This is a genomic window from Candidatus Brocadia sp. (assembly GCA_021646415.1).
In the GTDB taxonomy this organism is placed as follows: Bacteria; Planctomycetota; Brocadiia; order Brocadiales; family Brocadiaceae; genus Brocadia.
In genome coordinates, this window is the sequence record SOEU01000012.1 from 55224 (window position 1) to 70136 (window position 14913).

14 protein-coding genes are annotated in these 14913 nt (G+C 42.3%); 7 read left to right on the top strand and 7 right to left on the bottom strand.

All coding sequences use genetic code 11. The features are described from left to right. Positions 1-162: 162 nt before the first annotated feature. Complete coding sequence (cobS, locus tag E3K36_10860; protein ID MCF6155732.1) at positions 163-993, bottom strand: adenosylcobinamide-GDP ribazoletransferase; 831 nt, start codon at positions 991-993, stop codon at positions 163-165. A gap of 141 nt (positions 994-1134) precedes the next feature. On the opposite strand from cobS, the gene E3K36_10865 reads away from it, so the two are divergent. The 3 genes from E3K36_10865 (at position 1135) to E3K36_10875 (ending at position 3584) form a co-directional block, all read left to right on the top strand. Then, positions 1135-1959, top strand: coding sequence for an ABC transporter permease subunit (locus E3K36_10865; GenBank protein ID MCF6155733.1), 825 nt, complete (start codon positions 1135-1137; stop codon positions 1957-1959). Next, positions 1952-3031 (top strand): ABC transporter ATP-binding protein, encoded by a 1080-nt coding sequence (locus E3K36_10870; protein ID MCF6155734.1) that lies wholly within the window; start codon positions 1952-1954, stop codon positions 3029-3031. The genes E3K36_10865 and E3K36_10870 overlap by 8 nt, the downstream gene beginning before the upstream one ends. A gap of 340 nt (positions 3032-3371) precedes the next feature. Then, positions 3372-3584, top strand: a complete 213-nt coding sequence (locus tag E3K36_10875) for a DUF2442 domain-containing protein (protein MCF6155735.1) — start codon at positions 3372-3374, stop codon at positions 3582-3584. 201 nt (positions 3585-3785) lie between these two features. Here the strand turns inward: E3K36_10875 and E3K36_10880 are convergent, their stop codons facing one another. From E3K36_10880 to E3K36_10895, 4 genes are all read right to left on the bottom strand, one after another. Further along, the gene (locus E3K36_10880; GenBank protein ID MCF6155736.1) at positions 3786-4706 is read right to left on the bottom strand and encodes a DUF1016 family protein; all 921 of its coding nucleotides are present in this window, start codon (positions 4704-4706) and stop codon (positions 3786-3788) included. A 285-nt stretch (positions 4707-4991) separates the two neighbouring features. Next, complete coding sequence (locus E3K36_10885; protein ID MCF6155737.1) at positions 4992-5207, bottom strand: type II toxin-antitoxin system HicB family antitoxin; 216 nt, start codon at positions 5205-5207, stop codon at positions 4992-4994. A gap of 76 nt (positions 5208-5283) precedes the next feature. After that, positions 5284-5679 carry a type II toxin-antitoxin system VapC family toxin gene (locus E3K36_10890; GenBank protein ID MCF6155738.1) on the bottom strand — a complete coding sequence of 132 codons (396 nt, stop codon included), beginning with the start codon at positions 5677-5679 and terminating at the stop codon, positions 5284-5286. Beyond that, positions 5666-5881, bottom strand: coding sequence for an AbrB/MazE/SpoVT family DNA-binding domain-containing protein (locus E3K36_10895; protein ID MCF6155739.1), 216 nt, complete (start codon positions 5879-5881; stop codon positions 5666-5668). The genes E3K36_10890 and E3K36_10895 overlap by 14 nt, the downstream gene beginning before the upstream one ends. Before the next feature lie 638 nt (positions 5882-6519). Between E3K36_10895 and E3K36_10900 the strand changes: the two genes are divergently transcribed. Then, positions 6520-8559, top strand: a complete 2040-nt coding sequence (locus E3K36_10900; protein MCF6155740.1) for a tetratricopeptide repeat protein — start codon at positions 6520-6522, stop codon at positions 8557-8559. A gap of 292 nt (positions 8560-8851) precedes the next feature. Here E3K36_10900 and proB read toward each other — a convergent pair whose 3' ends face one another. Continuing rightward, entirely contained in the window at positions 8852-9994 is a 1143-nt protein-coding gene (gene proB / locus E3K36_10905) for a glutamate 5-kinase (GenBank protein ID MCF6155741.1), read from the bottom strand. A 24-nt stretch (positions 9995-10018) separates the two neighbouring features. Then, complete coding sequence (locus E3K36_10910) at positions 10019-11002, bottom strand: integron integrase (GenBank protein MCF6155742.1); 984 nt, start codon at positions 11000-11002, stop codon at positions 10019-10021. 145 nt (positions 11003-11147) lie between these two features. Here E3K36_10910 and E3K36_10915 point away from each other — a divergent pair, with 145 nt between their 5' ends. The 3 genes from E3K36_10915 to E3K36_10925 all read left to right on the top strand — a co-directional run bounded on the left by E3K36_10915 (position 11148) and on the right by E3K36_10925 (position 14838). Then, positions 11148-11678, top strand: a complete 531-nt coding sequence (locus E3K36_10915) for a hypothetical protein (protein MCF6155743.1) — start codon at positions 11148-11150, stop codon at positions 11676-11678. Positions 11679-11751: 73 nt separating this feature from the next. Further along, a complete protein-coding gene (locus E3K36_10920; GenBank protein ID MCF6155744.1) occupies positions 11752-12663 on the top strand; it encodes a restriction endonuclease in 912 nt (303 codons plus the stop codon). Between the two features lie 90 nt (positions 12664-12753). Beyond that, positions 12754-14838: an ATP-binding protein gene (locus E3K36_10925; GenBank protein ID MCF6155745.1), complete on the top strand. Its 2085-nt coding sequence runs from the start codon at positions 12754-12756 to the stop codon at positions 14836-14838. The last annotated feature ends 75 nt before the right edge of the window (positions 14839-14913 follow it).

The window sequence follows — 14913 nt, forward strand, 5'->3', positions numbered from 1 at the left end:
AAATGTAATCATTTTGTCACTAAGGACCAGTCATAAAACACAACCATTTCTAAGTACTCTCTAGCATTTTAAGTTGGCGGTAGGCAGTAGGCAGTCGCCAACTGCTTACTGCCAACTTTGTTCACTCAATCTCGTATCTCGAATATCCTTGTCATCCAATAGTTACCTATTCCATCCGTTGCATACGAAAAGACTTAACAAAAACACCAGTTCTGCGATCTCATTGATGGCACCCAGAGTATCTCCAGTCATACCGCCAATTTTCTTTTTAATATACCAAATCCAACTAAGAGTGAAAATAATTATTATTGCAAATATCACAAACCCACTTAGGTTGTAAAAAAACCAAAACAGGAATACTGGAAAAAGCGACACAAAAATTACCTGTTTCCATGTAGTACCACTAGTAATAAAACTTCCTGTACCCGATCCACTTCTGGCATACGAAGACAATCCTGCAGCACAGACCTGCGCCCATCGTCCCACAACCGGCATTACCATCAACGCAACACATTTATTCACCAAGGCCGGTGAGATAAAACAGGAGACGCATTTTACACTGATATTAAAGAATAAAGTATTTGCCACCAAGATGTCTCCGATGCTTAGCAAACTAACATATTTGAGCCCGAGGAGGGAAATCAGACCAATGGCTCCAAAGCCACCAATACGGCTATCCTTCATGATTTCCAGACGTTTTTCCTTATTCCAACCACCCCAGATGCCATCACAGGTATCTGCAAGTCCATCGAAATGCAATGCACCGGTTATGGCAATAGAAACCAGGATAATTAATGCATCAGCAACAAGGGGAGGAAAGAAAAGATAGAGTGGCAAGTATGTGACAGACAGAAAAACACCTATGCATAAACCTACAACGGGAAACCAATATACCACATTGCCATGGCTATGTGGTTTTATCCTACCTTCTTTATCAATAGGTATAATGGTCAGAAATTTAAGCGCCCATAAAAAGTTGTCCATTTTCTTCATTTCTTTATTTTGTTCATGTAAATTTGGTATAAACTATTATACTGTAAAAGTTTGTTCTTGTAGCAATTTAAAAAAAAAACGGATAACCAGGGAAGCAGGAACAAGTTCAACCATTATCCTTAAATAATTCGAAGTACCTCCATGGGTAAATTTGATCAAAAAATGGTGAATCGGGGATTTGAGGGCGTCAATTACTTCTTTTCCTTCATCCTTATTGCTTTCATGTTTTTAATCATCGGGTCACTGTTTTTTACGACAACCCCCTCTGCTTTCCTCCAACAAATTAGTAGCCACGTGATACTTGTCTCCATCGCCGTGACATTCGGTTCCTCTTTTATTGCATCTCTGATAGTTTTTATTTTCAGTGTACCCGCGGCATATGTGCTTTCACGGAAAAACTTCCCGGGAAAACGTGTCCTGGAGACTGTGGTGGTTGATTTGCCACTGTCATTCCCACCGGGCGTAGATGGCCTGATCCTCCTGCTTTTGTTGTCCAAAACGGGCATCCTGGGTAAACTTCTTGGACGGTTTGACATTTCTATCCCTTATACCTTTGCGGCTGTAGTCCTGGCCAAACTCTTTGTGAGTATCCCCTTTATGGTCAGCTTTGTCCGTGAGGCGTTTGATCATGTAGACAAAAACATTGAGAACGTGGCATGTACATTAGGTGCGAGTCCATTTCAGGTATTTTATAAGCTCACGTTCCCTCTCTCTGTTTGGGGAGTTCTGAAAGGACTCATCATGGCCCTTTCAAAGAGTTTGGGAGAGATCGGGGCTACGTTAATCCTTGCGGGTGGTTTGACATCTTCTACCGGCACCATGTCGGTATTGATCTATTTTGCCACCCAGAAAGGGGAAATGGATAAGGCCATCGCCCTTGCCATTATCCTTGAGTTTCTGACCTTTATCTTGCTAACGATTATTAAATTATTATTTAAGGAATCTACCCACAAAATCCGTGCATAAATTAGAATTGATCGGCACATCAAAATCTTTTGGCTCACAAACTGTCTTAAAAGACTTATCGTTAGAGATTTCGCCCGATGAATTATTTGTCATTCTGGGAAGCAGCGGCAGTGGAAAGACGACATTACTCCTTGGTATCCTGGGTCTTCAGAAATTTGACAGTGGCCGTGTAATCATCAATGGGAGAGATGTCACCAATCTTAGCCCCGGGGAGCGGAATATCGGGTATGTACCGCAAAACTACGCCCTTTTCCCCAATTACACGGTCTTTGAAAATATTGCCTTTGGGTTACGATTGCGCAAGGTCTCGAAACCTATTATACAGACACGAGTAGGGCAGATTATCAACGATTTTGGCTTGCAGGGGCTTGAATACCGTTTCCCAGTTCAATTGAGTGGCGGACAAATGCAGAGGGTGGCATTGGCAAGGGCGTTGATTATTGAACCATCGCTTTTATTACTGGATGAGCCTGTAAGTGCCCTGGATATAGAAACGCGACAAAAGATCAAGGCGGAGATTAAAGAGCTTCAAAAGAAGTTCCACATCACTATGGTTTATATTACGCATGATCAGCAGGAAACATTGGAGTTGGCAGACCGGCTTGGTATCCTGAACAACGGTAAGATAGAGCAGTGTGGAGGTCCGGACGAAGTTTTCTATAGACCGAAAACCCTGTTTGTTGCACGCTTTCTGAACACTGAAAATATCCTGAGCGGGAAGATCGTTCACAAATTGGGAAATACGGTAACAATTCAGACAAATAATATTGTTTTAAAAACGTATACTTCCTTAGAATTGTCTGAGGGAGACCTGGTGACGGTATGCATCCGCCCCGGTGCCATTCATCTTCGCACACATCGTATACACCCGAGGAAAAACGTTTTTGCCGGGACCATAGAATCCATTCACCCCATCGGAAGGGATCTCGCGGTTAAGGTGTTAGTTACACCGCATGAAGTCCTTAAAACACGTATAAGCCGGATCGTGGCCAAGGAACTCAAGCTCACTCATGGAATGCCAGTCAGTCTCTCCATCGATGAGGCATTTGTACATCTAATCCCTGTCCAATAAAAGTTGACAGTAATTCATTATCCAATGAAAAAGGCTGACAGTTCTTTGCCTTTCTCTTTTCGACCGGATCTGACCATTGATGCTAGAACTACGGCTATCCATCGACAGAATTAGAAATACCTTGATAAGGAATTTATTGCATTTATAATATGTTTATGTAGCAAGTTGCATGGTAAAGAGGGGTATAAATGAGCCCAACAGTGTTTCGTTACAATCAATATAGATTTTTATTTTTTTCACGAGAAGAGCGAAATCAGCGAATTACTTACCATAACAAAGGAACGAATTCACGAAATCAAAGAAAGCTGGAGAAAACACTTCTTACGCTGAGGTAACCAATATATCTAATCACGGGATATGGCTGTATGTCAAAGATACTGAGTATTTTTTACCATTCGAAGATTTCCCGTGGTTTAAAGAAGCGAAGATAGGTGAAATAATGGAAGTAGAGCTTTTCCATGATAATCACCTGAGACGGGAAAAACTGGATATAGATCTTGAAATAGAATCAGTGGTAGAACCTGACAAATATCCCCTCGTATATCACAACTAACCATTCAATGTATCTGTGATTTTATTTGAGAGGATTATTTTCGCTTGACAAAGCCTTCTAAAAGTGACCCAAGGAGCATTTTTTGGTTTGCATTGTAAAGTATATTCATTAATCAAGGCCTTACGTCGCGGGTTCCCCCTCACTCTCATTACCTCACTCTCGGCATCAACCGCGTCACAAAACTCCATTCGTTGTATGTTGTTATGGAGTCTCCCTAAGTTTGAACGACACACTATAGTACCGAACGTCTATATTGTTAGTCATTTCCAGTGCGTAAGATAGCTTAGGATCGGGATCACGGCAGATGACAAGACCTTTCACGGTTTGTCCAGCCGTGCAGAGATTCTGTTTGACCCATCCCATGTAACGAAGAATTTGACCAATCACTGAATCGGATGAACGACCCTTCTTTAGCTCAATTACAACGAACGATTTTGATTTCGGTTCAAACGCCAGAATATCTATCGGGCCGATGTCGGTAACATACTGCTGACCGTCGTTCCCCTCTGTATCCTCGTATATCTTCAAATCTCCTTTGAAAATCGTTTGGAAATTGCTGACGATGAAGTCCTCTAAATACTTCTCAAGGACAAATGCATTTTGGTCTTCGATAGTCTCAGTAATTTCCGAAGAAATGGGTTGTAGTCCCGATCCATCGAGTAGGTTATGGAATTGTTCCTCCGAAAGTTCAGCAAGAGTGTGCATCGGGAAAACGATGCTTGAAAAAACCTTGTTGCGTGGCTGTTCTTGCCATGCAACCTCTAAGAAATTGGGATGCTCATGAATAGGATTCTTCCCCGGAGCGTAAAATGCAGATCGGGTAACTTTGCCGATAGCGGTGAGGGTTTTGCGTCCTCTTCGAGCTATAATGAGGTCGCCTGGACATATCTCATGATAGAATGCCCAAATCATATTCGCATAGAGACTCTTTGTTGCTGGAGGTTTATCGGGATAGGTTGATGTGACGGCCTCGGAAAGTTCCTCTTTGCGCATCTTAGACACATCACCAAGCATCTTCCATCCAATGGAGATGAGATTGTTGGCAAGATCGAATTGCCACACCTTATCGAATAGCTCCGGCGGATTCGACTCGACTGGGGCAATTACCCAGTAGCATGACATTGACGTTCTCCGTAACTCTGTATTGATGACTTCCGAACTTCAATCTCTTTCTAGAATTTATCTATTTTACCTTAAAATTACAGGAACATCTTATATAACTTTGAAGATTTTCTTTTGAGTTCCTTTTATCTAGTTTTCTGCCTGCGTAGTTAAGCAATATGGGTTAAACAAAGTGAACCCATTGGCATAACCTCCCCCTCCGTCCCCTCCATGAGGGGATAGGGGGAGGAGTGCGCTTCGTCCCTTCGAAAAGCTCAGGATATGCTTTACCCAACGGCCAATATGTTATGCATACATTAAACGGCCCTTGGGCACTGGTATTTGAATACCATCTTCTTTTGCCGTTTTTAACCAAAGCTCTACTGCTTTTTCTGCATTTTCAAGTGCCTCTTTTTTTGACTTACCATGCGCCATGCACCCAGGAAGTTCCGGTACGTCAATAACATAAATATTGTCTGTTCTATCCCAATAAATAATCATTTCATATTGTGATTCACTCATCGCTTCTCCATATATCAAATTTATATGTTGTTAATATTTTAGTAGCATGTCAAGTGGAGACCTGACAAAAGCCTTCTTATGGGTGACCCTTAGTTTTTTGTTTCTTCGGAAAATATTTAACCTCATCAATTCCTTTAAAATCAACATCCTCAGTCCAGATAACAGCTTCGTAAACACGAGCAGTAGCAAGAATTATACTATCGGCCATTGGAATTTTAAGATCAGTGCTGATTTTTGCAGCCATTATAGCTATTTCAGAGGTTAGCTCCACAACTATACCCTGTTTCATTAAGGCAACAGCCTGTAGCGCGTCTTCTTCTCCTCGTTCACGCAAGACGAGATTAAAAACTTCATAGATGCAAACAGTAGGAACAAGCAAATTGGCTATATCGTTGAGTGGAATTGAAAAAGTATCCGCGTTGGGGTCGTCGGTAAAATATTCAAGCCAGCCAGAAGTATCAACCAGATTCATATCTATCTTCGTCACGTTCAAAATGAGCATTAATTCCTTTAAGAAAACCGCGCATTTTTTTTATCTTTTGTTCGGGTATTAATTCAATGCGGTTGCCGAAGACGATAACCTGTATCTTTTGACCCGGAGAAAGTTGAAGCTTTTCTCTGACTTCACGTGGTATAACGATTTGGAATTTGGGTGAAATTGTTACAGATTTCATACTTGACCTTCATCGATATTATCGTATTACGATATATCAATCGATAGAGAAAGTCAAAAAATACTTTCCCGTTCTTAACTTCATCATAGGGATATGACCTTTATTCAAAGGATGAAGTGGTAGTTAACCGATATCATGAAGGTGAAGCCGTATTAAATAAGGAATGCGGAGATTTGAATATATCTTCTTCATTTAAACTCACAGGACTAAAGCTTTATGCTGGAGGGGGATAAACTCAGCGTTGTCCGGTTAGAAATTTGCATGTACGGTTTTGTCATACCCGAACGTTTTTATCGGGTATCCAGTGAACCCTAAACCTCCTGGATTCCCGCTAAAAACATGCGGGAATGACATCTCGAGTGCAATAAAACAGGACATGCAAATTTCTAACCGGACAACGCTGGGATAAACTTAAATTTAAATTCAAGAAGTTCCTTTAGTTCCAGGATGTGCATTTACATTAGATATAGCATTGTGTTTATATAAAAGTATTTGGCTTCTTATTGGTATTTTATTACCGACTCTTTTCAGTATTTACGAATTTTTACGGCCAGAATGTCAATTGGTTGTTTTTCCTTTGTGTTCTTTGAGTCTTTGTGGTTAAATTCTTTCTCTATTCACCACAAACAGACACAACCATGAAACAGATGTATTTAAAAAAAATCCTGCCCCTTCTTATTTTTATTTCAGTACTCTTATACATAAACTCCTTGTCCAATACCTTTGTTTATGATGATGTCTATATCATTACTGAAAATCATTTTATAAAATCTTTAGGAAATTTACCAAAACTGTTTCAAAAAGAGTATTTACTCCTTTCAGGGGAGTTAAGTTATCGTCCGATTGTAACACTATCATATTTCATCGATTATGCAATTTGGCAGCTCAATCCACTTGGTTATCACCTCACAAATATCATACTGCATACCATCAACGTATTTTTATTTTATTATCTTATAAAAAGCATCAGCAAAAAGCATATCATTTCCATACTCGCCACCTTACTATTTTTATCCCACCCCCTTCTTACAGAAACAGTGAATGCAGTTTGCTACAGGGAAGACATTCTTGCTTCCATCTTCTTCCTTCTGGCATTTATTTTCTTCATGAAAATTAGTATCCCTTTTCAAGGAGAGAGAAATTCTTTACAACAAACCAATACACGATTTATCCTTTACTACTTTCTCTCGTGTGCCTCTTATTGCCTGGCCCTCTTCTCAAAGGAGATGGCCATTACACTGCCCATCCTCTTCATTTTATACGATCTTTTACATACCCGCCAAATTAAGTTTAAAACATCCACTATCTCGCCCCAATTACTATGGACGACAAGGTGGATAGCATTTTATGCCGGATATATTGTAGTTACCAGCTTTTATCTTTTTATCAGATTTGCTGTATTTAAAAATACTTTCAAAACTATCAGCGTTTCCCCAAGTAACGCTATTACCATGACGAAGGTCGTTGCATCATACATAAAACTATTGTTTATACCTCTCAATCTGAATGCAGACTATATCGTACCTTACACGAAAGGATACGGTCTCTCATTCATCCTCTCCGCCTTAATCATTGTCTCTGCATGTATTCTTATTGTGCAGCTTTCCAGGAGGGATAAACTCCTGATATTCTTTAATCTGTGGTTTTTTATCACCCTGTTACCCGTACTTGGTATCATTCCGATCGGGAATATTATGGCAGAAAGATATTTGTATCTACCCATCGTAGGTTTTTGCAGTACTATCGGGTGTATCTTAGCAAACTATCTATCACAGAGAAAATACATGGCTATTATTTTCGGGGGAATTCTTTTATTCATGCAGATTGGTATAGTATACAGGAATGGCGTGTGGCGAGATGATGCCACTTTATGGCATTACACTTACCAACGTGAACCCAATAGTGCGCGTGCATGCGGTAATCTAGGCAATGCGTACTTTAAAAATAATCGTTACGAAGATGCCATTCAGATGTATAAAAAATCACTTACCTTTCAATACAGCTATCCCTTTATCCATTATAACCTTGGCGCTACGTACGAAAAAATAGGACTGATTGACAAGGCCATCGAAGAATATAAGGCCTCCCTATCGAAACATAATGACAATACACTCGCCTTCAATAATCTCGGAACCATTTACGATAAACAAGGATTGTATGACATGGCCATTGAGGCATACAAACAAGCGCTTACGAACAATCCTTATTTCCCACTTTCCCATAATAATCTTGGGAATACCTACGAACGGATTGGGGATTCTGAAAAAGCACTCGCCGAATATCAGGAAGCTTTAAAAATTGATGATACTTATGCAGATGCCCACAACAACCTGGGAGCAGTGTATTTAAAAAAGGGGATACCAGACAAGGCGCTTGTTGAATTTCAAAAAGCAACCCAATTAAACCCAGGCCACAGAGATGCACATTACAATCTTGGTATCGCCTATGCTGGAAAGGGTCTTTATGGGGAGGCGATACATGAATTAACCCTTGCCACAAAATACAATCCAACTGATTATTCCGCTCATAAAGATTTGGGCATTCTCTATTTTAAATACGAAAAGGACATGAAAAAATCACTCTACCATTTACATGAATCGCTACAATTAGTAAAAGACCCTATCGAAGCAAACAAATTAAAAGAGTTTATTCATACCATAGATGCCGAACTAAAGTGACTATTCAGCGAAACTGACAGAGAATATTTTCTCAGAATAGTTAAGAGCCAATAGAGAAAACTGGGCAGACGGGCAAATCCCGAAGGGATGACATGATTATAGAGAGAAAAACACACCACAATATTCAACCCCGTAGGGGTGAAATATCGTGATAATAATGATACCATGCCACCTCTGCGGGGTTAACCATAATTGCATAACGATTATGCTATAATTTAGTTGCGGTATGCGGATTTTCGATATTCAGTGCAATTCTTTGAAACTCAGTGAAAATCAGTGTGGTTTTAATATTTTACAAAATTACCATATTGTCCCGGTGAATAACCTCATCATATAACTTATAACCAAGCACTTTAGCAATATGAGAAGTACTGCACCCCTTAATCCTTTCTATCTCTTCGGAAGAATAGTTTGTCAGGCCACGTGCAACAACTGCGCCGTTCCCCTTTCCACAAATCGATATAATATCCCCCTTACTAAACGTACCTTCCACTGTTACAATGCCTGAGGCAAGCAGACTCTTTCCCTTATCTCTCAAGGCATGCATTGCCCCGTCGTCCACATAAACCTTCCCTTTGGGTTTTATGGTGTACCCTATCCATCGTTTGCGACTGGACATCCTCTCTTCCTTTGGGAGAAAGAGGGTGCCAATATGCTCACCCTGTACGATCTTTTTCAACACACCATCTGTTCTTCCATTGGCAATAATAACAGACTCTCCGGCGTTTGTCACCACAGCTGCCGCCTCCAGCTTGGTCTGCATCCCCCCCACCCCTCGTTTGGTCTTTAAATCAAATGCCAATTGCCTTATCTCATCAGAGACATTTTCTACCATAGGGATAACCGCGGCCTTACCCTTTCCTGTTGGATACTTATCATACAAACCATCAACGGAAGAAAGGATAATCAGCAACTCTGCATTCAGGAGGTTCGTTACCAGTGCAGAAAGCGCGTCATTGTCACCGAACTTGATTTCATCCACAGAAATCGTATCGTTTTCATTCACTACAGGAATGGCATTGAGATGAAAGAGCGTATGGATCGTATTGCAGGTATTCAGGTATCTTTGCCGATCCTCAAAGTCCTCACGGGTAAGGAGTAACTGGGCCGCATGATAGCCGTGTAATTTAAAACAATCATCATAGGTGCTGATCAATTTACTTTGACCGATTGCAGCAACCGCCTGCAACTCCGGTAAGGTACTTGGCCTTTTCTCCATACCAAGCTCCCCCATTCCGGAACCAATAGCGCCTGAACTCACGACGACAACATGGTATCCCATCTTCTTTAATTCCACAACCTGTGCTGCAAGTATCTGTATCTGCACCTTATCCACGTATCCATCATCGGTAGTGAGCACACCCGTCCCGATCTTGACAACGACCTTTTTTACCTTAGATAGAATCTGATTCCGAATATCTTCTTTGTATTTCATATTGCGCTAATCTATCATGAAAATTCAAGCATGAGATACCGGTATTGTGTCTAATGGGCTCTTGACACTAATCCCTGGTCTATTTAACACGTGGGTGTAAATCATGGTAGTGCTAACATCTTTGTGACCGAGCAGTTCTTGTACCGTTCGGATATCATGTCCTGCTTCAAGCAAGTGAGTTGCAAATGAATGGCGAAATGTGTGCACACTCACCTGCTTCGTAATCCCAGCCAGATGTACTGCATTCTTTACAGCCTTCTGAAGACTGTTTTCATGCAGATGATGCCGTCTCATTTCACCGGTTCTCGGGTCTTTCGACACGCCCTTTGCAGGAAACGCATATTGCCATCCCCACTCCTTGTCAGCATTTGGGTATTTCCTTGCCAGTGCACACGGCAGATAGACATGCCCAAATCCTTTGGCCAGATAGTGATCATGCTGCATTTTTACTCGCCGCAGATGTTCTCTCAGCAAAGGTTTCAAATTTTCGGGAAGTACAGTAACCCTGTCCTTCATACCTTTTGCATCGCGAATCACTATGTGATTATTATCAAAATCAATGTCCTTCACCCGCAGCCTCAAACACTCCATCAACCTTAATCCACTCCCATAGATAAGCTTCACCATCAGTTGAAAATCACCCGAAAGAGCGCCAATGACTTTCATTGTCTCTTCTTTCGTCATAACCGTTGGTAAACGTCTGGGTCTCTTTGCCCTGATTGCATGAATTGATTCGTCTAAATCTTTCTTCAGAACCTCCCGGTAGAGAAATAACAAGGCGTTGAACGCCTGGTTTTGAGTCGATGCCGACACCTTTAAATTCACAGCAAGGTGAGAAAGAAATTTTTCAATCTCAGCGCTTCCCATGTCATTGGGATGTCTTTTATTATGGAAAAGGATGTATCTTTTCATCCAGGAAAGATACGTTTGTTCTGTCCTGATGGAATAGTGTTTTAATCGAATAAGATCCCGGACCTGTTCTAAAAGCTTTTTCGGTTTATCACTCATCGTTTTCAATTGACTAAAACAAAGTAAGTTATTAAAATTATAAAAATTTTATATAGATTTCTGTAAAAGTCAAGAAATATTGTGATATGCAGAATTTATTCTGTATACTTAATAGTTATGCGTAACAAGAGACCGAATATAAACAATGGACATTGAGACTCTGGCTAGTATTGCTGGTGTCCTAGGCTTTTTCATAAGCGTTGCAACTTTCGTCCTGACAAGAATTGAACGAAGAAAAAATGTTGTAGTGGAAGTATATAAAGGTGACTACTCGAAATTCCGTCAAGCTGCGGACAATGAGCTGATCGATAATGATGAAGAATTGATAAAAATTAGGCTGACTAATATCGGTGGAATCCCTGTCATAGTTAATCCTGAGAGCTTTTTCATCAAAGGTCTCGGAAAGGCAATAAAGATTCACGATACAGATTGGGTGGGTATTGAAGAAGTTCCCTCGCCACTGCAAGTGGGAGGTTCTGTCGAGGTTGCGATATTTCGAAGTGCATTTGAAGGTTTGCTTAGTCTCAAGGCGCTAGATAGGTATTCGAACACGCAAGAATATGGAAAAACAGTTGTCCCATTAGAGGTTGGTTTTAGAGACCATCAGGGTAAACTTTTTAAAAGTAAGTTGTTTAGGTATTTTTATTATGTTGGTGAAATTGAGCGTCGCGCATAACAAGCTCTTGGAGCCGACGCCCTAAAGCGGGCGCGGCTCAAGAGCGCGTTGGCCCGATCAAGTGAGGTGAAATATGGCAGTGCCCGATTTCCAATCATTCTTTAAACCACTTCTTGAACTTTCTGCCGATGGCAACGAGCATTCTGTTAGAGAGGCGCGCGAAAAAATTGCCGAAACAATGGGCTTAAAAGAAGAAGATCTTGCGGAATTATTACCAAGTGGCACTCAAGCAAAATTTGACAACCGTGTTGCTTGGGCAAAAAGTTATTTTATTCAGGCAAAGATCCTTGAGCCTACCCGGCGCGCCCATTTCAGGATTACTGATCGAGGGAGGCAACTTTTAGCACAAAAACACCCGCGCATCGATATTGGTATCCTTGATCAATTCCCAGAATTTGTGGAGTTTCACTCTGTTAATAATTCCGGCGAATCCTCACCCCAAGAAAATAAACTACCAACGCCCTCCGAAACACCTGAGGAAATTTTACAGAAAGCTCACCAAGGAATCCGTAATGAGCTGGCTGCTGAAATACTCACACGAATAAAAACAAATACCCCAAAATTCTTCGAAACCCTGGTTATTGACCTAATGATCGCTATGGGTTATGGCGGCTCAAGAGCCGATGCGGGTAAGGCGATAGGTCAGACCGGCGACGAGGGTATTGATGGAATTATTAAAGAAGACCGCTTGGGTCTGGATACCATATACCTTCAGGCCAAAAGGTGGGATGGTACCGTTGGCCGACCCGAAATCCAAAGGTTTGTGGGCGCCCTGCACGGCAAGCGTGCCAAAAAAGGTGTTTTCATCACCACTGGCCGATTCTCCAATGATGCATTTGAATACGTTGAAAGCATCGATCCCAAAGTTATTTTGATCGATGGCAGGGCACTTGCAAACTATATGATCGACTTTAACCTTGGAACCACGACTGCAGCGAAATATGAGGTTAAACGAATTGACTCTGATTACTTTGGTGAAGAATGATCGGGCCAACCAATCAATGTAGCGGACGGCACTTCGTGCCGCCGCTAATTTCTATTCGTTGACTGCCATAAAACGGGTGCCACCATCGCAATGACAAAGGGACAACGCATAACAATCTTCCTTGGCACCATGCTGGTCCTCGGGATCGTATATTGGGTTTACAGAAATCCAATCTCCGCAATGGGAGACCGGGCAATCATAGTGCTCTCTGCCTTGGTGACTCTTTCGTTTGTCAGCCTGCTTGCGGAACACTATTTCACTCGTCCAACTGATGTGGTTGCTTCGACTCTCTCTGTCTTGCTTCTCTTATCGCCTATTCATCCGCTCCTTGCCGAAACGGGCGGGTGGTACTGGGCGCTCTGGATATACAGTGCGGTATTTTTGGTTTTTTCCCTGTTGTCGCTTCTTTTGTTAAATCAGAACCGTTCCGCATCTTCAACTGCAAACAGAATTTCCAATGTTCTATACACGGCATCAATCACGTTTGCGAACAGCCGGGTTATATGGTTCTCGGTTTTTATTGTCACAACCCTGTTCTACGTTGATAGCCAGTCTTCACTGTTCGTTGTTTTGTTGATTTATGCAGCAATCCTCCTTGCCGTAGACCCTGCTAAGGTGTTGCGTATATTTCGTTTCCCCAAACCAATAACGGAAGAGATGGTTGCGGAGATTTTCAGCGTGCAATCGGATAGTGCGTTCTTGGCACGCACCTTTCCTGACTCACCTTCAATTCAACGTTTCGACGTAGTGGGGTTTTCTTCCAAAGCGGTAAAGGAAGGTGCGTGGATAACCGGCTTAGTTCTGGATACGTATCAGTTAAATCAACAACGATGGTTAAGGATTCTTACCAGCGACTCATTCGCTGAACTTAGAGAGAAAACGGCACAACCAGAATCCATCAAAGATGCCGCCGTTTACAAGCTCACTCCCAGCAACGACATTCAGTTACTTCAAACATTGGTCGGCACCGTACGTGAAGGGTCCGACATACAAAAAATAAAGTTTGAGTATGCGTTCCAAGTGCCCGTCGAAGAAGGTGAGTTGGTCGAGGTGGAGACTCGCAACCTCCGTGTACTGTATCAAGTTGTGGAAGGGATAACAGAGACGGAGCGACTTGAGTCCCGGGATGAAGCAGGGATGATAGTTGGGGAAGCAGTCCAGTTGGGAACGTGGAATCCCACTACTAGGCGTTTTGATAGATTCGGGTGGGTCCTCGTCATGAACTCTCCGGTCGTCAAGGCAAGTCCAGTTGAGGTACCGCAACCACAACCAAACGAATACAAAATTGGCGATATACCGGGAACCCAGTTTCCGGTTTTCATTGACCTTGAATCTGCGGTAACACACCACCTTGCAATTTTGGGTGTAACGGGGTCGGGCAAATCGGTTTTTGCGCGGAACCTAGTGCGTCAAATTGCGGATCACGGAACAAAAGTAATATGTGTCGATTTCACCAACGAGTACAGCCAGAAGTTGGCCGACATCATCGGAGGTACGCTAATCGATGGCAAGACCGACGCAGAACTCTTTCAGGCAATCGACCAAATAGGCGTTCAGTTAGACGAGTTTCCGAACAAGAGAGATAAGACGTTAATCGCAAAATGCGAACAAGCTCTAAACAGAGGGTTCCGTCAGGCGATAGAGGCTTTTGTCGCTGATGACCGAAAGGCAGTTTTATTCGAGCTGCCTGACGTAACGAACTCGGTAGGTATCCTTGAATACACGAAGTGGTTTTTCAAGACATTATTTCAACTAGCCAAAGAGAAAGCGTTTCATGGAAGAAGAATCTGCGTGGTGCTTGAGGAAGCGCACACAGTGGTTCCTGAATGGAATTTCCTGGGCGTCGAAGATAAGCGGTCAAGTACTGTCGTCAACAGCATCAGCCAAATCGCCCTGCAGGGCCGAAAGTATGGCGTTGGATTCATGGTTATCGCACAACGTACAGCCAATGTATCAAAAACTGTATTGACCCAATGTAATTCGGTGGTCGCCTTTCAACAGTTCGACAAGACAAGCGCGGATTTTCTAGCCAATCATATGAGTTCGGATTATCTTGCGACGCTAACGCGCCTCAAGTCCCGACATGCGATCGCGGTCGGAAAAGCATTCAGCAGTGGCACCCCGATGATCTTTCAAGTCCCGGAAATTGAGGAGCCGGACCAGAATGGCAGCTAACAAGGCGCTTCTGCCGTCGTTGGCGCTGACGCGCCGCCGCGGCAGAGCTTAGGCGTTAGGCTGCCAGAAAGAAGG